The organism is Rhodococcus shunpengi (genome assembly GCF_048381395.1).
In the GTDB taxonomy this organism is placed as follows: Bacteria; Actinomycetota; Actinomycetes; order Mycobacteriales; family Mycobacteriaceae; genus Rhodococcus.
Window position 1 is genome coordinate 155,512 of record NZ_JBLWIU010000024.1, and the last position, 22,996, is coordinate 178,507.

Here is a 22,996-nt window from a genome sequence, read left to right on the forward strand (position 1 = left end):
ACGCGCCGATCGATCGGGACGCGGTGAGCATGACAGACTGGACCCCGTGACGACCGACTACGCCGCGGCGATCGAGGCTGCTTCCGACACCCTCGTCGGCCTGTCGCATTCCATCCACGCCGAACCGGAACTTGCGTTCGAGGAACACCGGAGCGCCGCGAAGATCGTCGAGGTGCTGCGTGCTCACGATTTCGAGGTCACCACCGGCATCGCCGACCTGCCCACCGCCTTCGACGCGCGGTTCGGCAGCGGCGAACTCGTCCTCGCGTTCTGCGCCGAGTACGACGCGCTGCCCGGCATCGGGCACGCGTGCGGCCACAACATCATCGGGGCGTCGGCCGTGGGTGCCGGGATCGGCCTCGCCGCGCTCGCCGACGAACTCGACGTGACCGTCCGCGTCATCGGAACCCCCGCGGAGGAGACCGGCGGCGGCAAGGTCCTCATGCTCGAACGCGGCGTCTTCGACGGTGTCGGTGCGGCGATGATGGTGCACCCCGGCCCGTTCGACATCACCGGGGCGACCTCGCTCGCCCTCGCCGACATCGCCGTCGAGTACGACGGCCGCGAGGCGCACGCCTCCGCGGCCCCCGAGTACGGGCTCAACGCCGCCGACGCGGCGACCGTCGCCCAGGTCGCGGTCGGACTGCTGCGGCAGCACCTGCATCCCGGGCAACAGATCCACGGGATCGTCGCGCAGGGCGGGACGGCACCGAACATCGTGCCCAGCCACACCGAACTGCTGTACTACCTGCGGGCCGGGACGAGCGAACTCCTCGACGACCTCGTCGAACGCGCACGCAACTGCTTCGCCGCCGGGGCGCTGGCCACCGGATGCAATCACCGGATCCGGACGGTCTCGCCGACCTATACCGAACTCACCCCCGACCCGTGGCTGGTGCAGGCATATCGTGAGGAGATCATCGATCTCGGGCGCCGACCGCTGCCCGTCGAGGAGGAAGGAGCGCGCCCCCTGGGCAGTACCGACATGGGAAACGTGACGAACGTGGTGCCGGGAATCCATCCGGTCATCGGACTCGACTCCGGTGGCGCGGTGACACATCAGGCTGCATTCGCGGCCGCGTGTGTCACCGAGTCCGCCGATCGGGCAGTACTCGACGGAGCGCGCGCGCTTGCAGCGACCGCTGTACGCGCGGCGACCGATCCGGTCCACCGGGCACGGCTCCTCGAACAGGCCGGCCGCCGATGAACCCCTACGTCGAGAAGTGGTTGGACCGCCACACCGAGGACCTCTCGCTCTGGCGCCGTCACATCCATGCGAATCCCGAGCTCGCCCGGCAGGAGTACGCCACCACCGAGTTCGTCGCGAAGCACCTGCGCGCGGCCGGACTGGAGCCGAAGGTCCTGCCTCGCGGCACCGGTCTGATCTGCGATCTCGGTCCGACCGGCGGACCGCGCATCGCCCTGCGCGCCGACATGGACGCCCTGCCGATGCAGGAGGCCACCGGCCTGCCGTTCGAATCCACCGTGCCCGGTGTCTCGCATGCGTGTGGGCACGACGCCCACACCACCGTCGTGCTCGGTGCGGGTCTGGCGCTGGCCTCGATGCCCGAACTGCCGATCGGTGTCCGGCTGGTCTTCCAGCCTGCGGAGGAGGTCATGCCGGGCGGGGCGCTCGACGTCGTCGCGGCGGGCGGACTCGACGGGGTCTCGCGGATCTTCGCACTGCACTGCGACCCGCGTCTCGAGGCGGGCAAGGTCGGTATGCGGGTCGGGGCGATCACCTCGGCGGCCGACACCGTCGAACTCGTCCTCGACTCACCCGGTGGGCACACCTCCCGGCCGCACCTGACCGGCGATCTCGTCTACGGCCTCGGTGCCGTCATCACGGGTCTTCCCGGCATGCTCAGCCGTCGCATCGATCCGCGCACCGGCACCGTGATGGTGTGGGGTGCGGTCAGTGCGGGCAAGGCACCGAACGCGATCCCGCGCACCGGCATGCTCGCGGGCACCGTCCGCACCGGCGACCACGACACCTGGGAGCTGCTCGAACCGATGGTCCGCGAGATCGTGCACGGTCTGCTCGCGCCCACCGGTGTCAGCTACGAACTGAACTACCGCCGCGGCGTGCCGCCGGTGGTCAACGACGAGGTGTCGGCGCGCATGTTCGAGGACGCGATCCGCGCGACCGGCCCCGACGCCCTCGCGGATACCCCGCAATCCGGTGGGGGAGAAGATTTCTCGTGGTATCTCGAACACGTCCCCGGCGCCATGGGGCGGCTCGGGGTGTGGCCGGGGGTCGGGCCCGAACTCGACATCCACCAGCCCACCTTCGATCTCGACGAGCGGGCGCTCGCCGTGGGCGTACGGGTGATGACGAATCTGGCGCTCGGCGCTCGATGAGAGCGCTTCACGCTCGGCGCTCGATGAGAGCGCTTCACGCTCGGCGCTCGATGAGAGCGCCCGACTAGAAACTGTCGGGTCGTCCCGGTCCGACGTTGCGGCTGTTGCGGGTCCGCAGATCCCGCACGTAGTCGGCGGGTGCTCCGGCGATCTCGGCCGCGTCGGCCATCACGCCCAGATAGCGTGCCGACGGCAGGCCGCCCTCGTATCCGTCGACGACGTACAGCCACGCGAGGACCGGACCGTCGGCCGTGTCGACACGCACGCGGATCTTGCGGTGGAAACCGAGTTCGGCTCCCTCCCAGCGGTCGAGGCTGCGCTCGTCGTCCTCCGGCACGTCGTAGAGCACCACGAACACCTTTGCGTCCGGATCCTCGACGACCGTCGCGAGGGCACCCTCCCAGCCGATGTCGGCGCCGGCGAAGGTCAGTCGCCAACCGTGCAACCACCCGGTTCCCGCCATCGGCGAATGCGGGCAGCGCGTCAGCATCTGCTCCGGATGCATGTTGGACCCGTAGGCGGCGTAGATCGGCACGAGGATAAGGCTAACCCGTCGTCCACCGGAGTCGTCGGAGGGGCGGCACAGGGACGGACGAGGAGTGTCGGAGGGCTGTTGCGTGCCGGGTCCACCGGTCCCTGTGCGCGAGGTGGGGGCATTGGCATAGCGTTGAGACCGACGTGTGTGCCCACCAGGCGCTCACGTGCAGCCCGACCCGGCACCCTTCGGAATCGATACAGAGGAGAACAATGACCCGGATCGTCATCATCGGCGGCGGCCCCGCAGGATACGAGGCGGCGCTGGTGGCATCCCAGTACGGCGCGACGGTGTCACTGATCGATTCGGACGGGATCGGTGGCGCCTGCGTGCTCTTCGACTGCGTCCCCTCCAAGACCTTCATCGCCTCGACCGGCGTGCGCACCGACATGCGCCGCGCCGCCGACCTGGGCATCGAGCTCGAACGTGCCGAGGTGTCGCTGCCGCAGGTCCACAGCCGTGTGAAGAGCCTGGCCCGCGCACAGTCCGCCGACATCCGCACCAAGCTCGAGGCCGCCGGGGTGAAGCTGTACTCCGGTTACGGCGAACTCGTCGACACGCAGCCCGGTATGGCCGCCCACCAGGTGCGCGCCAAGCTGCTGACCGGTGAGGAGAAGGTGCTCGACGCCGACGTCGTGCTGATCGCGACCGGCGCGAGTCCGCGCATCCTGCCGGGCGCGGAGCCGGACGGTGAGCGGATCCTCACCTGGCGTCAGCTCTACGACCTCGAGAAGCTGCCCGAGCACCTCGTCGTCGTGGGTTCGGGTGTCACCGGCGCCGAGTTCGTCTCCGCCTACACCGAGGTCGGTGTGCAGGTCACCGTCGTGTCGAGCCGCGACCGGATCCTGCCGCACGAGGACGAGGACGCGGCTCTCGTGCTCGAGGACGTCCTCACCGAGCGCGGTGTGACCCTCGTCAAGCACGCCCGCGCCGACCGGGTCGAACGCACGGAGGACGGCGTCCGCGTGCTCCTCGCCGACGGCCGCATCGTCGAGGGCAGCCACGTGCTGATGACCGTCGGCTCGGTGCCCAACACCCGGGATCTCGGTCTCGACAAGGTCGGGCTCGAACTCGACCGGGGCGGTTACCTTCCCGTCGACCGCGTCTCCCGCACCGCCGTCCCCGGCATCTACGCCGCGGGCGACTGCACCGGACTGCTGCCGCTCGCGTCGGTCGCGGCCATGCAGGGCCGCATCGCGATCTATCACGCGCTCGGCGAAGGCGTGAGCCCTATCAAGCTGAAAACCGTTGCGGCCGCAGTGTTCACGCGTCCTGAGATCGCCGCCGTCGGTGTAAGTCAGGCGACGATCGACAAGGGTGAGGTGCCCGCCCGAACCGTCATGCTCCCGCTCAACACCAACCCGCGCGCCAAGATGTCCGGCCTGCGGCGCGGTTTCGTGAAGATCTTCTGCCGTCCCGCGACCGGTGTGGTCATCGGCGGTGTGGTCGTCGCCCCTACCGCCTCCGAGCTCATCCTTCCCATCGCGTTGGCGGTGCAGAACAACCTGTCCGTCAACGACCTCGCGCAGACCTTCTCGGTCTACCCGTCGCTGAGCGGATCGGTCACCGAGGCCGCCCGCCAGCTGATGCGCCACGACGATCTGGACTAGGCGTCGGACGGGGCGGGATCGGCAGCGATCCCGCCCTGCTCAGGCCCAGTCGTAGGTGCGTTCGACCGCCTTGTTCCATTCGCCGAACAGGCGCTCGCGTTCGTCGACCGGCATCGCCGGTTCCCACGTGCGGTCCGCGGTCCAGTTGCGGCGGATGTCCTCCTCGTCCTCCCAGAAGCCGACGGCGAGACCGGCGGCGTAGGCGGCACCGAGCGCGGTGGTCTCGGAGACGGTGGGCCGCACGACCGGCACACCGAGGATGTCGGACTGGAACTGCATGAGCAGATCGTTGGCGACCATGCCGCCGTCGACCTTGAGGGTGCGCAGGTCGACCCCGGAGTCGGCGTTCATCGCCTCGATGACCTCCCGCGTCTGGTAGGCCGTCGCCTCGAGCGCCGCCCGCGCGAGGTGGCCTTTCTCGACGAAGCGCGTCAGGCCGGCGATGACGCCGCGGGCGTCGGGTCGCCAGCGCGGCGCGAACAATCCCGAGAAGGCCGGCACGAAATAGGCCCCGCCGTTGTCGGGGACGCTCGCGGCGAGCGCTTCGATCTCGTCGGCGGACCGGATCAGCCCGAGATTGTCGCGCAGCCACTGCACGAGCGAACCGGTCACCGCCACCGAACCTTCGAGGGCGTAGACCGCGGGGGCGTCACCGATGCGATAACAGACGGTGGTGATCAGGCCGTGCTCGCTGTGCACCGGGGTCGTGCCGGTGTTGAGCAGCAGGAAGTTGCCGGTGCCGTAGGTGTTCTTCGCCTCGCCGGGGGACAAGCAGCCCTGGCCGAAGGTCGCGGCCTGCTGGTCGCCGAGGATGCCGGCGATCGGGACCCCGGCGAGCGGTCCACGTTCGCGGGCGTGCCCGTACACCTCCGACGAACTGCGGATCTCCGGCAGCATCGACTCCGGGATGCCGAGTTCGGCACAGATCGCCGGATCCCACTGCTGCGTCCCGAGATTCATCAGCAGCGTCCGGGAGGCGTTGGTCACATCGGTGATGTGCAGTCCGGGCGGCTGGCCCTCCTCGCCGACACCACCGGTGAGATTCCACAGGATCCAGCTGTCGATGGTGCCGAACGCGAGGTCGCCGGCCTCGGCGCGCTCTCGGGCACCGTCGACGTTGTCGAGGATCCACCGCACCTTCGGTCCGGCGAAATAGGTCGACAGCGGTAGTCCGGTGATCTCGCGGTAGCGGTCGGGCCCGGCGTCGCCGGCAAGCTCCTCGACGAGCCTGTCGGTGCGGGTGTCCTGCCAGACGATCGCGTTGTACACCGGTTTTCCGGTGGTGCGGTCCCACACCACCGTGGTCTCGCGCTGGTTCGTCAGGCCGATCGCCGCGATGTCGTTGCGCCGCAGATCCGCCTTGGCGAGTGCCGCGGCGCCCACCTCACGGGTGTTGAGCCACAGCTCTTCCGGGTCGTGTTCGACCCATCCCGACCGCGGGAAGAACTGGCGATGTTCCTTCTGCGCGAGCGAGACGATGCGCCCGTCGTGGTCGAAGATGATGCACCGGCTGGACGTGGTGCCCTGGTCGATCGCCGCGATGAACTGGTTCACAGGTGGTCCTTGGGTGAAGGGGACGGCTCGGTTCGGCAACGCTTCCGCTGCGCGCTGCGGGTCCGAAGCTACTAGCCTTGATCGGGATACGTCGGCGACTCACGGGAGCGGTGCGGTGACCAACCAATCGGGTGTGCAACTCCTCGGACCGCAACAGCGCGCCGACGCCTGGCGTCGTCTCGCCACCGAACAGTTCGACGTCGTCGTCATCGGCGGTGGTGTCGTCGGGGCGGGAGCAGCGCTCGACGCCGCGACCCGGGGTCTGCGGGTCGCGCTCGTCGAGGCCCGCGACTTCGCGTCCGGCACGTCGAGCCGGTCGTCGAAGATGTTCCACGGTGGGCTGCGCTATCTCGAGCAGCTCGAATTCGGTCTGGTGCGGGAAGCCTTGCGCGAGCGCGAACTCGCGTTGACGACCCTGGCGCCACACCTGGTCAGGCCGTTGAAGTTCCTCTTCCCGCTCACCCATCGGGTGTGGGAGCGGCCCTACGTCGCGGCGGGGATCTTCCTCTACGACCGTCTCGGCGGCGCGAAGTCCGTTCCGGCGCAGAAGCACCTGACCCGGTCGGGTGCCCTGCGGATGGTTCCCGGTCTCAAGCGCAATTCGCTCGTCGGCGGAATCCGCTACTACGACACGGTCGTCGACGACGCCCGGCACACCATGACCGTCGCGCGGACGGCCGCGCACTACGGCGCGGTCGTGCGTACGTCCACGCAGGTCGTCGGTTTCCTGCGCGAGGCCGACCGCGTGTCGGGTGTGCGGGTGCGCGACAGCGAGGACGGTTCGGTCACCGAGGTGCGAGCGCACGCGGTGATCAACGCGACCGGTGTGTGGACCGACGAGATCCAGTCGTTGTCGCGGCAGCGCGGCCGATTCCGGGTCCGCGCCTCGAAGGGCGTGCACATCGTCGTGCCCCGCGACCGGATCGTCAGCGATTCGGCGATCATCCTGCGCACCGAGAAGTCGGTGCTGTTCGTCATCCCGTGGGGCAACCACTGGATCATCGGCACCACCGACACCGACTGGAATCTCGACCTGGCGCACCCGGCGGCGACGAAGGCCGACATCGACTACATCCTCGACCACGTCAACCGCGTGCTCGTCGTCCCGCTCACCCACGACGACATCGACGGTGTCTACGCCGGTCTGCGACCGTTGCTGGCGGGGGAGAGCGACGAGACGTCGAAGCTCTCGCGTGAGCACGCCGTCGCGCGGGTGGCGCCGGGGCTCGTGGCCATCGCGGGCGGCAAGTACACGACCTACCGCGTCATGGCCGAGGACGCCGTCGATCTCGCAGCCGAGGACATCCCGGCCCGGATCGCGTCGTCGATCACCGAGAAGGTGCCCCTCGTCGGGGCCGACGGGTACTTCGCGCTGGTCAACCAGACCATGCACCTCGCCGAGCAGTACGGCCTGCATCCCTACCGCGTCAAGCATCTGCTCGACCGCTACGGCTCCCTCGTCGAGGACGTGCTGAGTCTCGCGAAGGGCCGGCCCGAACTGCTCGAACCGCTGACCGATGCCCCGCAGTACCTGCAGGTCGAGGTGGTCTACGGTGCGGCTGCCGAGGGCGCTCTGCATCTCGAGGACCTGCTGGCGCGCCGGACCCGCATCTCGATCGAGTACCCGCACCGCGGTCTGCACTGCGCGGAGCAGACGGCTCGGCTGGTCGCTCCGGTCCTCGGCTGGGACGACGCGATGATCGACCGGGAGGTCGCGACGTACCGGGCGCGCGTCGAGGCCGAGATCGAGTCGCAGAACCGACCCGACGACGAATCGGCGGACGCACTGAGGGCGGCGGCCCCCGAGGCCCGGCCGGAGATCCTCGAGCCGGTGCCCATCACCTAGCCGCGGGCGGCGCCTGACGGGGCTCGGTGCGTGGGCACCGCTTCCACGGTGGTCAGTGCGTGAGCACGACCTTCACGACGACCACGATCGTCGCGATCAGAGCCACTCCCACCGCGGCTATCACGGTCCGGTGATTCGGTCTGCGGTTCTGCAACCGGCGCACGACGAACACGGTCGAGCCGATACGGATCAGCACGGCGACCTCGGCGAGGATGTGGGCCGTACGGGGTTCGAGCCAGCCGATCCAGGCCGTGGCGAGCACGAGACAGGGCAACACCGCCGACGACAGGATGGGAACGGAGTCGCGGAGTTCCTCGATGCGTTCGCTACGCGAGAGTTGTTCACCCGAACGAACGGATTGGGCGACCGACTCCGCAAAGACATGGGCGATGAACGTCGAGAGCGCAGTGCCGACCACGATCGCGATCCCGATGTACTCGGGGGACGTCGTGATGGGGACGAGCGCGGCCAGCACCAGGATGTTGCCGTAGACGTACGCACTGATACGGGAGGCCGCCGAACTCGGCGGCAGGGGACGGCGCCGTCGAGACAACAGGTACGAGGGCGTGGACACCTCGATAGCGTGACACAGAACACCCTCGGCGAGGCGCCGACCGGCAGGACGCGTCAGGATGAATCGGTGGTGGGGCGGTGGCGAGTCGTCACCTTCGGGCTGTAGTGCATCGGTGAATCGCGGCGGTCGAGGGGCGGCAGATTGCGCGCCGGTGTCTCGAGCAGGCCCGTATCGGCCGGGATCCGCCCGAACGCGCGGTCCCAGCCGGCCCGCGCCCGCGGGTGGTAGCGGTACCGCCACGGCACGAGTTTCGTGCCCAGTCCGATCGCGCGACCGACGAGAGCGTGCAGTGCCGCCTCCGGTCGGCTCCACCGGTAGCCGAGCAGCTCGCGTACCGGTGGGTCGTACAGCCCGACGGTGAGCCACAGGAAACCGGCCGTCACCGGTGGGCGGATCAGTTTCCAGACCCCTTCGGGGAACCACCGCAGGAAGGGCGGGCGGTCGAGATTCGACAGGTCGAGCACGTCGCGAGTGGCCTTGTTGTCCTCGAGCACGGTGCGGCACATGTGGTCCCAGTACTCGAGGAAGTCCTCCCAGGATGCGGGGACCGAGTGCATCGGCATGCCGTACAGCCGGTACCACTGCACGTGCTCGTCGAACAGGCGGTGCTTCTGTTCGAGGGTGAGCGGGCCGTCGAACCACTCGATGGAGACGACGAGGCTGTAGAAGAAGGTCGCGTGCGCCCAGTAGAAGGTGTCGGGATCGAGCGCGTGGTACCTGCGGCCCTTCTTGTCGAGGCCTTTGATGGTGTTGTGGTAGCCGCGTACCTTCGCTGCGGTCTCCGGGGCGCGGGGTCCGTCGAAGACGACGCCGTAGATCGGGTACAGCGATCGGTAGAGCCGTTCCCAGCGTTCGTCGAAGAACTGCGAGTATTCCTCGACCCCGGCGCCGAGGCCGGGATGCATGTTCTGCATCGATCCGGCCCACGGCCCGAAGAGCATGCCGCGCCACCCGCCGAAATACCGCCAGGTCAGCGAATCGGGACCCAGGGGTTCCGGTGGTTCCGGCCGTGCAGGGCGCGGTGCCGCGAAGTGCGACGACTCGGCGGTGTCCGGCCCGACGGAACCCTGACTACGCATGTTGTCAGAGTAGGATTCGGCGGGCATGCAGTCAACGACGGGAAGCGACAGGGTGGACACCACGCGCCGCAGCTGGGCGGGCGTCGGCATCGACGAACGCCGTCGGCTGCGCAGGGAACGCCTCCTCACGGTGGGCGTCGACCTGCTCGGAGCCCCCGACGGCGCGGCGGCGAACGTCCGGGCCGTGTGCCGGGCCGCCGAACTCACCGAACGGTACTTCTACGAGAGCTTCACCGACCGCGACACCTTCGTCCGCGAGGTCTACGCCCACGTCGCCGACCGCGCCCGCGACGCGCTGACCGAGGCGGTCCTGTCCGCGCCCACCCTCGGCCGGGCCGAGGCCGCGGTGCGGGCGTTCGTCGAGCTCATGGTCGACGATCCTGCGAAGGGACGCGTGCTCCTCCTCGCTCCGTTGCGCGAACCCGCAATCAGTCGGCGCGGTATCGAACTCGCGCCGGCCTTCGTCGCGCTGGTCCGCGACCAACTGCCGCCGCGCGGCGACGAGGGGGAGCGCCACATGGTGGCCGTGGGTGTCGTCGGCGCCCTCACCAGCCTGTTCATGGGGTATCTCGAAGGCGACCTCGCGGTCTCGCGAGAGACCCTCGTCCGGCACTGCGTCGCGCTCGTCGAGGACGCCGGCAGGGCGGCGTGCCTGCAGGGCGATCAGGCCGGGGGTCCTTCCGGGCGCGGCTGACATCGCGGGCACCGGTAGACCACCCGTTCGGGATCGGTCGCGGTGCCGATCTCGCCGAACCGGATCGGAGTCCGGCAGCGTCTGCACGGCTTCCCGCGACGCCCGTACACCCACAGATTGCGGCCCGGACGGCGGTCGCCGGTGGTGATACGGGTCGTCCTGTCACGGTTCGCGACCAGCAACCGATGCGCGAGGTCGACCCACGCCGCGGGATCCCCGGCCTGCGCGACCGGCGTCCACGGATCGACGCCCCTCAGGAAGCACAGTTCGGAGCGGTACACGTTCCCGACGCCGGCCATGATGCGCTGATCGAGCAGGGCCACCCCGATCGGGCGGTCCGGGTCGCGCACGAGATTCGCCGCCGCACGCTCGGGATCCCAATCGGGACCGAGCAGATCCGGCCCGAGATGGCCCACGGCGTCGTCCTCCCGATCGCGGGCGAGCACCTCGACGATGCCGAGTTCGAAACCCACCGCCTGCACGTCCTCGGTGCCGAGCACGATACGCGCCTTGTATCCGGGCTTGCGCCACCGTGTTCCGCGCGGGTAGACGTGCCATTCGCCTTCCATCTTCAGGTGCGAATGGATCGAGACGTCGGCCACGCGGACGAGCAGGTGCTTGCCCCGCGAGACCACTTCGTCGACCGTGCACCCGGTGAAATCGGCGGTGGCGAAACGCGGCACGCGGAAGTCCGTCTCGGTGAGCACCTTTCCCTCCAGTGCCGTTCGGAGGCGGTGCGCGGCGCGGAACACGGTGTCTCCCTCGGGCACGTCAGAACCTCAGCCGGTAGCCGCGCGGCGTCGCCGAGAATCCCGCTTCGGCAAGATATCCGGCGAACTCGTGCCCGTGGATCGTCTCACCGTCGACCTTCTCGACGACGATCTTGTCGACACCTCCCCGTTTGACGGTCGCGGCGAGCGACGCACATGCACTGCGCAACCGGCCCGGATCGTCGTCGAAGGTGAGCAGCGTGCGTCCGCCGCGTTCGACGAACAGCACGAGCGCCCCGTCGACGAGCACCACGAGTCCACCGGCCTTGCGGCCCGGCCGGTGCCGCGGCGCGTCGTCGTCGGCCGACGACTTCGGCCACGGCAGTGCCGCACCGTACGGGTTGGCGGGATCGCACGCCGCGAGGGTGACGGCCGCGGTTTCCGAGTGCCGGCCCTCGATCGAATCCGAGAACGACCGCAGACGGTCGACGACCGACGGCGTCGAGAACTGCGCTCCGCCCAGCGAATCGACGAAATAGCCGCGCCGGCACCGGCCCGTCTCCTCGAACCGGCTGAGCACCTTGTACATCGTCGCGAAACCACCGGGCACGCCCTCACCGACGACGACACCGCGGGTGACCACGCCGTACCGCTCGAGCAGCAGTTCGGCGGTGGTGTGCGCGCGGACCGTCGCGTCGGTCTCGCGTGCGGGCAGTATCGACCATCGGCCGCTGACGGTCGGTGGCCCGGTGCGGCTCGGCAGCGTGGGCCGGGCCCGGTACATCCGGGCGCGCGGTGCCCGGCGCGGGGTGCGGTGGGCGGGCTTGGCGCGGGAGGTGTCGCCGATCAGGGCGCGCAGCGGGGCGAGGGTGTCGCCCGCGACGTGCCCGCTCCACACCAGCTCCCACAGGGCGTCGGCGACCGTCGTGTCGCTCGCCGTGGTGTGGAGGGCGGTGACGGCGTCGACGAGTTGCCGGAAGAAGTACGCGCCGCCGCCCGAGAGCGAGTCGAGGATCGCCCGGTGCACCGGTCCGAGCTCGATGTCGTCGACCGGGGCCAGACTCACCGGAGCCAGATCGGCCGGATGCAGCGCCACCCAGCCGTCCTTCCCGGAGATGGATCCGGCGCCCGACCACAGGACCTCGCCGGTCGTGGTGAGTTCGTCGAGCATCGTCGGGGTGTAGTCGCGCACGCGGGGAGCGAGGATCAGCGGTTCGAGGGCGCTCGCGGGCACTGGTACCCCGGCGAGTTGTTCGACGACGGTGAGGACACCGTCGATGCCGTAGAGCGCGCTCGTGCCCGGGCCGGTGCCGAGGTGGTGCCAGTCGGGCAGGAATCGTCCGAGGGTCGTGGTGCTGACGGGTTCGACGTCCTGCCGGGCGGCGGCGAGCGACCGGCGCCGCAGCCTTCGGAGCACCTCCGTGTCGCACCATTCCGATCCGCTCGCACCCGGACGGAATTCGCCTGCCGTGACGCGCTTCTCGGACGCGAGCCGGCCGAGGACGGATTCGACGACCGCCGTGCCCAGTCCGAACCGGGCGGCGGCCTGCGCGGTGGTGAACGGGCCGTGGGTGCGGGCGTGCCGGGCGATCAGATCGCCGAGCGGGTCGGGGACCGGTTCGACGAACACCGTCGGGACCCCGATCGGCAGGGGCACGCCCAGCGCGTCGCGCAGACGTGAGGCGTCCTCGATCGCCGCCCACCGGTGTTCCCCCGCGTACGAGACACGCAGTGCGCGTCGTTGCGCTTCGAGATCCTCGATCCAGGACGTCGGGTCGTCGGTGGTGCGCTCGCGCAGCTCGGCGTCGGTGAGCGGACCGAGCAGACGCAGCAGATCGGCGACGCCCTCGGCGTCGCGTGCGCGTCGCTGTGGGGTCAGGCGTTGCAGTTCGTGCTCGGCCTCGGTGATGACGTCGGCGTCGAGCAGTTCGCGCAGCTCGACCCGGCCGAGGAGTTCGGCGAGCAGCGTCGAGTCGAGCGACAGTGCCGCCGCCCGACGTTCGGCAAGCGGGCTGTCGCCCTCGTACAGGAACTCGCCCACATAGGAGAACAGCAGCGACGTCGCGAACGGTGAGGCCGTGGGGGTCTCGACCTCCACCAGCCGGATCCTGCGCTGGGCGATGCTGCCGAGCAGGTCGCGCAGAGCAGGCAGGTCGTAGACGTCCTGCAGGCACTCGCGCACCGTCTCGAGCAGGATGGGGAAGTCGGGATAGCGGCGAGCGACGTCGAGCAGCTGCGCCGATCGTTGACGCTGCTGCCACAACGGGGCGCGCTTGCCCGGATTGCGGCGGGGCAGGAGCAGGGCCCGCGCCGCGCACTCCCGGAAACGGGACGCGAACAACGCCGAGCCGCCGACCTGTTCGGTGACGATGTCGTCGATCTCCTCGGTGTCGAAGACGAAGATCTCCGAGCCGGGCGGGGCGTCGTCGGTGTCGGGCAACCGGACGATGATGCCGTCGTCCGAGGGCGTGGGGTGCGATTCGACGCCGTAGCGTTCGAGCAGTCGCGCGCCCACCGCGAGCGCCCACGGTGCGTGCACCCGCAACCCGAACGGCGAGTGCAGCACCAGCCGCCAGTCGCCGAGTTCGTCGCGGAACCGTTCGACGACGAGCGTGCGGTCGGTGGGCAGGTGCCCGGTGGCGGTGCGCTGCTCGTCGAGCAGGCGGATGAGATTGCCGGTCGCGTAGTCGTCGAGACCGCCCTTGCGGCAGCGGGTCTCGGCGTCCTCCGGTGAGGCGTGCCCCATCTCGCGCAGGAATGCACCGAGCGCGGCACCGAGTTCGGCGGGTCGACCCTGACTGTCGCCGTGCCAGAAGGGCAACCGGCCGGGCCGGCCGTAGGCGGGGGAGACCAGCACCCGGTCGAAGGTGATCTCCTCGATCCGCCAGCTGGTGGCACCGAGCGCGAAGACGTCGCCCACCCGCGACTCGTAGACCATCTCCTCGTCGAGTTCGCCCACCCGCGTGTTCTTCTCGCCGACCATGTACACGGTGAACAGGCCGCGGTCGGGGATCGTGCCGCCGGAGGTGACCGCGAGTCGCTGGGCGCCGGGCCTGCCGGTGAGGGTGCCGGCCGTGCGGTCCCACACCACCCGGGGGCGGAGCTCGGCGAACTCGTCGGACGGATAGCGACCGGCGAGCAGGTCGAGGACGGATTCGTAGACGCCGCGGGAGAGCGTCGCGAACGATCCGCTGCGCCGCACCGTGTCGAACCAGTCGTCGACGTCGACGGGCTCGAGGGCCGTTGCCGCGACCGTCTGCTGGGCGAGCACGTCCAGCGGATTCGCCGGGACCTGCAGCGCTTCGATGTGCCCCTCGACCATCCGCTCGACGGTCACCGCGCAGTGCACGAGATCGGTGCGGTGCTTGGGGAACAGCACGCCGCGTGAGGTCTCGCCCACCTGGTGCCCGGCGCGGCCGACGCGTTGCAGACCGCTGGCCACCGAGGGCGGAGCCTCGACCTGGATCACGAGATCGACCGCACCCATGTCGATGCCGAGTTCGAGACTCGACGTCGCCACCACACACCGCAACCGGCCCGACTTGAGGTCGTCCTCGATCAGGGCGCGCTGGTCCTTGCTCACCGACCCGTGGTGGGCGCGGGCGAGCACGGGTGCAGCGCCGGCGGTGGTCTCGGTGGGCGATCCGAGTTGCGAAGGCGGTGCGCCCTCGCGGTCCACCTCCTCGCCGAGACGTTCGGCATGGATCTCGTTGAGCCGGGCGGTGAGACGTTCGGACAGTCGCCGCGAATTGGCGAACACGATCGTCGACCGGTGCTCGGTGATGAGATCGACGATCTGCTCCTCGACGTGCGGCCAGATCGACCCGGCCTGCGGTGTGGGAGAGAACGATTCCTCGTCGGGCTCGGAGACCCCGAGTTCGGTCATGTCCTCGACCGGTACGCGCACCGCGAGATCCCACGTCTTCGCCGAGGGCGGCGCGACGATCCGGATGGGGGCGGAACCGGCGAGGAACCGGCCGACCTCCTCGTGCGGTCGCACGGTAGCCGACAACCCGATGCGCTGGGCCGGCGCGCGCAGGAGCTGGTCGAGACGCTCGAGCGACAGCGCGAGGTGCGCCCCGCGTTTCGTCCCCGCCACCGCGTGGACCTCGTCGACGATCACCGTCTCGACACCGACGAGGTTCTCCCGCGCGGACGAGGTGAGCATGAGGAAGAGCGACTCGGGCGTCGTGATGAGGATGTCCGGTGGCGTGCGCGCCAGGGCGCGACGATCGGCCTGGGAGGTGTCGCCGGAACGCACACCGACGGTGATGTCGGGCGGCGTCAGCCCGAGCCGTTTCGCGGTCTGCATGATGCCCACGAGCGGAGACCGCAGATTGCGCTCGACGTCGACGGCGAGGGCCTTGAGCGGTGAGACGTACAGGACGCGGGTGCGGTGCTCGCGCGCGGCGTGCTCGTCGGCCGGGGTGGACGAGAGCCGGTCGAGCGACCACAGGAATGCCGACAGGGTCTTGCCCGAGCCGGTGGGGGCGACGACGAGCGTGTGGGCTCCCGAGGAGATCGAATCCCACGCGCCGAGCTGGGCCGGCGTCGGGGACTCGAACGCCCCGGCGAACCACGCCCGGGTCGGCGCGGAGAAACGATCGAGGATGTCGGTCACCATCCCATCGTCTACCCGCCGACCGACACACTCAGTCGCCGCACGTGAACCCGCTCAGTCGTCGTACGCGAACCGGGCGATCTGCCGGCAGTGATCGTCGGCCCAGGAGTTGCGGCCGCCACGCATCAGTTCCGTCACGAGCGCCCGCGCCGGGGCCCGCCACGGCAGCGCCTCGAACTGCTCCCGCGCGGCGGGTTCGTCACTCCACACCACGGACACCACGGAGCCCTCGTCGACGAAGGAGAGGTCGGGGGAGTCCGCCGCGAGCTGCTCGCGGGTCGAGCCCGAGGCCTTCTCCAACTCGGGCCCCGACACGCGGACGTAGCCGGCGAGGCTCCGCTGCCCGTCGGAGAGGTCGAGGAACACCCCGGCGACCGCCATGTTGCCGGCGTGCACCGAGACCAGCGGCTTCCGCGGGTCGTCCGGCTCCCCGGTGGGAAGACACACGACGGACCAGTACTCGCATTCGCTCATGCGGGCGTTGGGCACGATCGACGACACGACGTCGCGAAGCCAGGCCGTGACGGAGCCGAACTCGGGATACTGTTCGAGCTCGCGGTACTTGGTCTCGCGCAGCGGCAGGGCGGCCGTCGACGGGGGCACACGGGTGTTCACGCGACGATTATGACCGCTGCCGATGTGGTGCGGGTCATCAGATCACCACGCCGGGATTCAGGATCGCGTTCGGGTCGAGCGCGGCCTTGATCCGCTCGGTCAAGGCCATCACGTCCGGTCCCACCTGATCGGGTAGCCAGGCCTTCTTGAGCCGGCCGACACCGTGCTCACCGGTGATGGTGCCGCCGAGTTCGATCGCGAGATCCATGATCTTCCCGAAGACCATCTGCGCCCGCGCTGTCATGTCCTCGTCGGCGGGGTCGTAGACGATCAGCGGGTGGGTGTTGCCGTCCCCGGCGTGGGCGATCACGGCGACGGTGACGTCGTGTTCGGTTGCGAGATCGGCGATTCCGCGCACCAGTTCCGGCAGTGCGGGGATCGGCACCCCGACGTCCTCGAGCAACAGGCTGCCGGTGCGCTCGACGGCCGGGATCGCCATGCGGCGGGCGACGGTGAACGCCTCCCCCTCCTCGGGGTCGTCGGTCGCGAAGACATCGTCGGCGCCGGCCTCGCGGCAGGCCCGCACCATGATCTCGATCTCCTCCGCGGCGGCGCTGCCGGGTGCGTCGGAGCGTGCGATGAGCATGGCCTCGGTGGTGCGGTCGAGTCCCATACGCAGCATGTCCTCCACCGCCCCGATCGACGCCCTGTCCATGAACTCGAGCATCGCCGGTCGCAGGACCGCGGTGATCGCGACGACCGCGTCGGCGGCGGCCTGCACGGTGGCGAAGGTCGCGACCATCGTGGAGGCCGGTGGCGGCGGTGGGACGAGGCGCAGGGTCACCTCGGTGATGACCCCGAGGGTGCCTTCGCTGCCGACGAACAGCTTCGTCAGCGACAGGCCCGCGACGTCCTTGACCCGCGGACCACCGAGCCGCACCGCGGTGCCGTCGGCGAGGACCACCTCGAGTCCGAGCACGTAGTCGGTCGTCACCCCGTACTTCACGCAGCACAGCCCACCGGCGTTGGTGGCCGCGTTGCCGCCGATCGTGCAGATCTCGAACGACGACGGATCCGGTGGATACCAGAGTCCGTGTTCGGCCGCGGCCTGCTTCACCTCGACGTTGAGCAGACCGGGCTGGACGACGGCGGTGCGGGTCGCGGTGTCGACGGTGATCGCCCGCATCTTCTCGGTGCTGAGCACGATCCCGTCGGCGAGCCCACCGGACCCGCCGGACAGGCTCGTGCCGGCACCGCGGGGCACCACCGGCACCCTGTGGGCGTTCGCCCACCGCAGTGTCGCCTGCACGTCCGCGGTGGACGTCGCGCGCACGAGCGCGAGCGGAACCGCGGCATCGGGGTCCTGCGCACGGTCCTGCCGGTAGCCGGCGAGGATGTCGGGATCGGTGACCAGCGCGTCGGCGGGCAACTGTCCGGCGAGTTCGTCGAGCACCGGGGTCGTGTCGGTGTTCGGGCGGCTCATCCGCGCACCGGCTCCACGTAACGCGCCCGCAGCTTGTGTTTGACGAGCTTGCCCGTGGGAGTGCGCGGGAGATCGTCGGAGAAATCGATGCTGCGCGGCGCCTTGAAGTGCGACACGCGGTCGCGGACGTAGGCGAGCAGTTCCTGCTCGAGCTCCGGGCTCGGCTCGACTCCGTCGACGAGCTGCACGACGGCCTTGACCTCCTCGCCCATCTCCTCGTTCGGCACGCCGATCACCGCGACGTCGAACACCTTCGGATGCAGCGTGAGGACGTTCTCGGATTCCTGCGGGTAGATGTTGACGCCGCCCGAGATGATCGTGAACGCGGCCCGGTCGGTGAGGTAGAGATAGCGTTCCTCGTCCAGATAACCGATGTCGCCGCTGGTCGTCCACGTCGGATGCTCGGGATGCGTCGCCTCCTCGGTCTTCACCGGGTCGTTGTGGTACTCGAACGGACGCTCGTCGCGTTCCCACCACACCGTGCCGATCGAGCCGGTGGGCAGTTCCTGCCCCTGGTCGTCGCAGATGTGGACGGTGCCCAGGGCACCGTCACGGCCCACCGAGCCGGGATGTGCGAGGGCCTGGGCGGAGTCGATGAACGTCGCGCCGGCGCCCTCGGTGGAGGCGTAGTACTCGTTGATCACCGGCCCCCACCACTCGATCATCGCCCGCTTGATCTCGGGAGGGCACGGCGCCGCGGCGTGGATCGCGACCTTCATGCTCGACACGTCGTACTTCGCGCGGATCTCCTCGGGGAGCTCGAGCATCCGGACGAACATCGTCGGCACCCACTGGCTCGCCGTGACCGAGTAGCGGTCGATGAGCGCGAGCGCTTCCTCGGGATCGAAGTGGTCCATGAGGATCACGGTGCCGCCGACCGACTGGATCGTGCCGCAGAAGCGCAGTGGCGCAGCGTGGTACAGCGGTGCAGGGCACAGGTAGACGGTGCTGTCGTCGAATCCGTACATCGGGGCGAAGACCGCCGTGTAGGGGTCAGGGATGTCCTGGACCTGCCCGTCAGGGAGCTTCGGCTTGATGCCCTTGGGCCGGCCCGTGGTGCCCGACGAGTACAGCATGTCCTGGCCCCGGGGCTGGTCGTCGAGCGGTGTCGCGTCGAAACCGGCGAGCGCGGCGTCGTACTCCTCGAAACCGGCCGGCGACCCACCGAACGCCAACCGGTGGGTGACGCCGGGATACGCACCGGGGGACAGGTCGACCGCACCGACGGCCTGCGCCGACACGACGAGGGCCTTCGCGCCGCAGTCGTCGACGATGTAGGCGGCTTCGGCCGGGGTCAGGTGCCAGTTGACGACGGTGATGTAGAGGCCCGAGCGCATGGCCGCCCAGTAGACCTCCATGACCCGCAGGTCGTTGTTCGAGATCAGGGCGATGTGATCGCCGCGCTCGAGACCGAGGGACCTCAGGTACTTCGCCAGCCGGATCGAGCGTTCGTCGAGTTCGCGATAGGTCAGCGACTCCCCGGTGGCGGGGCGGATGATCGCGGGTTTGTCGGGCGTGGTGGCGACGAAGTTCCCTGGATACATGCCCAAGGTCTACCACAGCATGTGGTGCAGACCACATATCCTCTGATTGGGCGCAGTGTCGTCGGGTACCCGTGCGGAAGGACCACGGAAGGAGAAGACGATGCCGAATCCGTCGATCAAGAACGAGAAGATGTACGAGGAGCTCCGCGAGGACGGCGCCTCGAAGGAGAAGGCGGCCCGGATCTCCAACGCGGCTGCGAACGAGGGCAAGTCGCAGGTCGGGAAGAAGGGCGGCAAGTCCGGCTCCTACGACGACTGGACGGTCGACGACCTGAAGAAGCGTGCGAAGGAACTGGGCATGACCGGTTACTCCGACATGAAGAAGGACGAGCTGATCGACGCACTGCGCAACCATTAGCCGCCCGGACCCCCGAACGTCGTTCGGGATCAGCCGAACTCGACACCCTGGGCGAGCGGCAGCTCCGTCGAGTAGTTGACGGTGTTCGTCGCCCGCCGCATGTATGCCTTCCACGCATCCGATCCGGATTCGCGCCCGCCACCGGTGTGCTTCTCCCCACCGAACGCGCCACCGATCTCGGCACCCGAGGTGCCGATGTTGACGTTGGCGATGCCGCAGTCCGATCGGGCGAGGAACAGTTCCGCCTCGCGCTGGTCGAGCGTGAAGATCGCCGACGACAGGCCCTGCGGTACACCGTTGTGCAAGGCGATCGCCTCGTCGAGGTCGTCGTAGTCGAGGACGTACAGGATCGGGGCGAAGGTCTCCTCGCGCACCACCTCGGTCTGCGCGGGCATCCGGACCAGCGCGGGCGAGACGTACACGCCACCACCGGCGACCTCCACCCGGTCGCCGCCGACGACGAGCGTGCCCCCGTCGGCCTGCGCGCGGTCGAGCGCCGCGGTCATCGCCTCGTAGGACCGTTCCGAGATGAGCGGACCCACGAGGACACCCTCGTCCAGCGGATTCCCCACCCGCAGACCCGAGTACGCCTTCGCGATGCGCTCGACGAACTCGTCGGCGATCGACCGGTGCACGATCAGCCGACGTAAGGTGGTGCAGCGCTGGCCCGCCGTTCCGGCGGCCGCGAACACGACGCCCCGGACGGCGAGATCCTGATCGGCGGACGGAGCGACGATCGCCGCGTTGTTGCCGCCGAGTTCGAGCAGGCTCCGGCCGAACCGGGCCGCCACGCGCGGCCCGACGATCCGCCCCATCCGGCTGGAGCCGGTCGCACTCACCAGCGCGATACGGGGGTCGTCGACGAGCGCTTCACCCACCGTGTGGTCGCCGAGGAGAAGATGGTGGAGCCCTTCGGGGGCGCCGACATCGGTGGCGGCGCGGCGCAGCAGCGCGTCGCAGGCGAGCGCGGTGAGCGGGGTGGTCTCCGACGGCTTCCACACCACCGGGTCGCCGCACACCAGCGCGATCGCGGTGTTCCACGACCACACGGCCACGGGGAAGTTGAACGCGGAGATCACGCCCACCACGCCGAGCGGATGCCAGATCTCCATGAGCCGGTGCCCGGGGCGCTCGGACGGCATCGTCCGCCCGTAGAGCTGCCGCGACAGACCGACGGCGAACTCGCAGACGTCGATCATCTCCTGCACCTCGCCCGCGGCCTCCGACGGGATCTTCCCGGCCTCGAGAGTGACGAGTTCGGCGAGATGCGACTTGTGTTCGACGAGAAGTTCCCCAAGCCGTCGCACCACGCGGCCGCGCACCGGAGCGGGGACGTCGCGCCATTGTTCGAAGGCCTGTGCCGCCGCCGTGATCGTCGCGTCGACCTCGGCAGCCGAGTGGACCGGAAGGTGTCCGATCACGCTGCCGTCGATCGGGCTGGTCACCGCGAGCGCCCCGTCGTCGGACAGGGCGCCGACACCGCACTGCCTCAGGGCGGTCGCCGCGCGATCGGCGAGATCGGTGGTCGCATTCATCGGTGAGCTCCTTTACTGCTCGGATACCCTGCGCTGGTGCCCGAATCCTCGAGAAACGACTCGTCGAAGGAGTCGCTGGACGACATCGATCGAATGCTGCTGCGCGAACTGGTCGCCGACGGTCGTGCGACGCTCGCGGCGCTCGCCGAGAAGGCAGGATTGTCCGTCTCGGCCGTGCAGTCGCGGGTGCGCCGACTCGAGGCGCGCAACGTGATCCGCGGATACAGTGCGCGCGTCGATCCCGAAGCGCTCGGGCTGATGTTGTCGGCGTTCGTGGCGATCACCCCTCTCGACCCGTCGCAACCCGACGATGCACCGGCCCGCCTCCGGCACATCTCCGCGATCGAATCGTGTCACTCGGTGGCGGGCGACGAAAGCTACATCCTCCTCGTGCGTGTCGAGTCTCCTCGCGCTCTCGAGCGGTTGCTGCAGGAGATCCGCGCGACCGCGAACGTCGCCACCCGCAGCACCGTCGTTCTGCAAACATTTTACGAACGATAGGCCCCTACGCCGTAAGTGTTGCTGTGATACCGGGTTTGTCCCGTTGATTCTCGCGTACGGTGGGGTCATGAGCACTGCATTCCGAAACCCGGACGGTGCCGAGAACCTCGCCCCCGACCGGGTACACAGCATCCTCGACCGGCACATGCTCGCCGACGGTTTCGACCTCGTCCTCGATCTCGACCGTTCCCGCGGAGTACGCCTCGTCGACGCCCGGGACGGAACCACGTGGCTCGACATGTTCGGGTTCTTCGCGTCGTCCACGCTCGGAATGAACCATCCCGCGCTGACCGATCCTGAGGCAGCGCACGAACTCGCCGCCGTCGCGGCGAACAAGCCCAGCAACTCCGACATCTACACGGTGCCCATGGCGCGCTTCGTCGAGACCTTCGTGCGCGTACTCGGCGACCCGGCTCTCCCGCACCTGTTCTTCGTCGACGGTGGCGGGCTCGCCGTGGAGAACGCGCTCAAGGTCGCGTTCGACTGGAAGAGCCGTCTCAACGAGTCCCGCGGTCTGCCCGCCCACCTGGGCGGATCGGTGCTGCACCTGACCGAGGCGTTCCACGGCCGCACCGGGTACACGCTGTCGCTGACCAACACCGATCCGGTCAAGACCGACCGGTTCCCCAAGTTCGACTGGCCGCGGATCGATGCGCCCTATCTCACCGAGGGACGCGACGTCGCCGCGGCCGAGGAGATGGCCCTCGAACAGGCACGCCGCGCCTTCGCCGAACGTCCCCACGACATCGCGTGCTTCGTCGCCGAACCGATCCAGGGGGAAGGCGGCGACCACCACTTCCGTCCCGAGTTCTTCAGGGCGATCGCGCGGTTGTGCCGGGAGAACGACGCCCTGATGATCTTCGACGAGGTGCAGACCGGCGCCGGCACGACCGGCACCGCGTGGGCCTACCAGCAGCTCGGCGTCACCCCCGACATCGTCGCCTTCGGCAAGAAGACGCAGGTGTGCGGGATCATGGCCGGTGGACGCATCGACGAGGTGCCCGACAACGTGTTCGCCGTGAGTTCGCGGATCAACTCGACGTGGGGCGGCAATCTCACCGACATGGTGCGGGCCCGCCGCATCCTCGAGGTCGTCGAGCACGACCGGCTCATCGACCGTGCCCGGTTGAGCGGAGCGCACCTGCTGTCGGGGTTGCAGCAGCTCGCCGCGCGACGACCGGTCGTCACCGAGCCGCGCGGACGCGGACTGATGTGCGCCGTCGACCTCCCGACTCCGGAGATCCGCGACGAGGTGCTGCGACGGTTGTACCGCGACGAACACGTCCTCGTGATCGGGACAGGCACGCGAGGCATCCGCTTCCGGCCGCCGCTCGTCGTCACCACCCACGAGCTCGACGAGGCCCTCGACGCGCTCGACAGGGTGACCTCGCAGTACGAATGAGGGGTGGGTCCACCTGTTCACGGCCGGACGGCGG

Annotated in this window: 18 protein-coding genes; 8 read left to right on the forward strand and 10 right to left on the reverse strand. The window is 69.4% G+C overall.

The window, feature by feature from the left end; genetic code table 11:
* Positions 1-46: 46 nt before the first annotated feature.
* Entirely contained in the window at positions 47-1,207 is a 1,161-nt protein-coding gene (locus tag ACNJ7K_RS12995) for a M20 family metallopeptidase (protein WP_120279900.1), read from the forward strand.
* On the forward strand, positions 1,204-2,361 hold the full coding sequence (locus ACNJ7K_RS13000) for a M20 family metallopeptidase (protein ID WP_120279899.1): 1,158 nt from the start codon (positions 1,204-1,206) through the stop codon (positions 2,359-2,361). Before ACNJ7K_RS12995 ends, ACNJ7K_RS13000 begins: the two co-directional genes overlap by 4 nt.
* A 64-nt stretch (positions 2,362-2,425) precedes the next feature.
* Here ACNJ7K_RS13000 and ACNJ7K_RS13005 read toward each other — a convergent pair whose 3' ends face one another.
* Entirely contained in the window at positions 2,426-2,896 is a 471-nt protein-coding gene (locus tag ACNJ7K_RS13005) for a gamma-glutamylcyclotransferase family protein (RefSeq protein ID WP_120279898.1), read from the reverse strand.
* Between the two features lie 212 nt (positions 2,897-3,108).
* Between ACNJ7K_RS13005 and ACNJ7K_RS13010 the strand changes: the two genes are divergently transcribed.
* Positions 3,109-4,506, forward strand: coding sequence for an NAD(P)H-quinone dehydrogenase (locus tag ACNJ7K_RS13010; RefSeq protein ID WP_060651291.1), 1,398 nt, complete (start codon positions 3,109-3,111; stop codon positions 4,504-4,506).
* Between the two features lie 39 nt (positions 4,507-4,545).
* Here ACNJ7K_RS13010 and glpK read toward each other — a convergent pair whose 3' ends face one another.
* A complete protein-coding gene (gene glpK / locus ACNJ7K_RS13015) occupies positions 4,546-6,060 on the reverse strand; it encodes a glycerol kinase GlpK (protein ID WP_120279896.1) in 1,515 nt (504 codons plus the stop codon).
* 115 nt (positions 6,061-6,175) lie between these two features.
* Here glpK and glpD point away from each other — a divergent pair, with 115 nt between their 5' ends.
* Positions 6,176-7,906 (forward strand): glycerol-3-phosphate dehydrogenase, encoded by a 1,731-nt coding sequence (gene glpD / locus ACNJ7K_RS13020; RefSeq protein ID WP_039584835.1) that lies wholly within the window; start codon positions 6,176-6,178, stop codon positions 7,904-7,906.
* A 52-nt stretch (positions 7,907-7,958) separates the two neighbouring features.
* Here the strand turns inward: glpD and ACNJ7K_RS13025 are convergent, their stop codons facing one another.
* Together ACNJ7K_RS13025 and ACNJ7K_RS13030 are read right to left on the reverse strand one after the other, a co-directional pair.
* Positions 7,959-8,480, reverse strand: coding sequence for a hypothetical protein (locus tag ACNJ7K_RS13025; protein WP_120279895.1), 522 nt, complete (start codon positions 8,478-8,480; stop codon positions 7,959-7,961).
* A gap of 53 nt (positions 8,481-8,533) precedes the next feature.
* Positions 8,534-9,559, reverse strand: a complete 1,026-nt coding sequence (locus ACNJ7K_RS13030) for an oxygenase MpaB family protein (protein WP_487041783.1) — start codon at positions 9,557-9,559, stop codon at positions 8,534-8,536.
* A gap of 25 nt (positions 9,560-9,584) precedes the next feature.
* Between ACNJ7K_RS13030 and ACNJ7K_RS13035 the strand changes: the two genes are divergently transcribed.
* Entirely contained in the window at positions 9,585-10,253 is a 669-nt protein-coding gene (locus ACNJ7K_RS13035; protein ID WP_174247008.1) for a TetR/AcrR family transcriptional regulator, read from the forward strand.
* Here the strand turns inward: ACNJ7K_RS13035 and ACNJ7K_RS13040 are convergent.
* From ACNJ7K_RS13040 to ACNJ7K_RS13060, 5 genes are read right to left on the reverse strand one after another with little or no spacing between them, the layout of a single operon-like run.
* Positions 10,223-11,023, reverse strand: coding sequence for a DNA-formamidopyrimidine glycosylase family protein (locus tag ACNJ7K_RS13040; RefSeq protein ID WP_487041784.1), 801 nt, complete (start codon positions 11,021-11,023; stop codon positions 10,223-10,225). The genes ACNJ7K_RS13035 and ACNJ7K_RS13040 overlap by 31 nt on opposite strands.
* Position 11,024: 1 nt before the next feature.
* Positions 11,025-15,587, reverse strand: a complete 4,563-nt coding sequence (locus ACNJ7K_RS13045) for an ATP-dependent helicase (protein ID WP_487041785.1) — start codon at positions 15,585-15,587, stop codon at positions 11,025-11,027.
* Positions 15,588-15,638: 51 nt separating this feature from the next.
* Complete coding sequence (locus ACNJ7K_RS13050; RefSeq protein ID WP_230788733.1) at positions 15,639-16,199, reverse strand: hypothetical protein; 561 nt, start codon at positions 16,197-16,199, stop codon at positions 15,639-15,641.
* A gap of 37 nt (positions 16,200-16,236) precedes the next feature.
* On the reverse strand, positions 16,237-17,622 hold the full coding sequence (locus tag ACNJ7K_RS13055; RefSeq protein ID WP_159417865.1) for an FAD-binding oxidoreductase: 1,386 nt from the start codon (positions 17,620-17,622) through the stop codon (positions 16,237-16,239).
* The gene (locus ACNJ7K_RS13060) at positions 17,619-19,166 is read right to left on the reverse strand and encodes an AMP-binding protein (RefSeq protein WP_268654079.1); all 1,548 of its coding nucleotides are present in this window, start codon (positions 19,164-19,166) and stop codon (positions 17,619-17,621) included. Before ACNJ7K_RS13060 ends, ACNJ7K_RS13055 begins: the two co-directional genes overlap by 4 nt.
* A gap of 100 nt (positions 19,167-19,266) precedes the next feature.
* Between ACNJ7K_RS13060 and ACNJ7K_RS13065 the strand changes: the two genes are divergently transcribed.
* Positions 19,267-19,524: a DUF7218 family protein gene (locus ACNJ7K_RS13065; RefSeq protein ID WP_059382299.1), complete on the forward strand. Its 258-nt coding sequence runs from the start codon at positions 19,267-19,269 to the stop codon at positions 19,522-19,524.
* 29 nt (positions 19,525-19,553) lie between these two features.
* Here the strand turns inward: ACNJ7K_RS13065 and amaB are convergent, their stop codons facing one another.
* Positions 19,554-21,059, reverse strand: coding sequence for an L-piperidine-6-carboxylate dehydrogenase (gene amaB, locus ACNJ7K_RS13070; protein WP_120279889.1), 1,506 nt, complete (start codon positions 21,057-21,059; stop codon positions 19,554-19,556).
* Positions 21,060-21,095: 36 nt separating this feature from the next.
* On the opposite strand from amaB, the gene ACNJ7K_RS13075 reads away from it, so the two are divergent.
* Positions 21,096-21,560, forward strand: a complete 465-nt coding sequence (locus tag ACNJ7K_RS13075) for an Lrp/AsnC family transcriptional regulator (RefSeq protein WP_016692799.1) — start codon at positions 21,096-21,098, stop codon at positions 21,558-21,560.
* Positions 21,561-21,627: 67 nt separating this feature from the next.
* Entirely contained in the window at positions 21,628-22,962 is a 1,335-nt protein-coding gene (gene lat / locus ACNJ7K_RS13080; protein ID WP_487041786.1) for an L-lysine 6-transaminase, read from the forward strand.
* Positions 22,963-22,996: the final 34 nt, after the last annotated feature.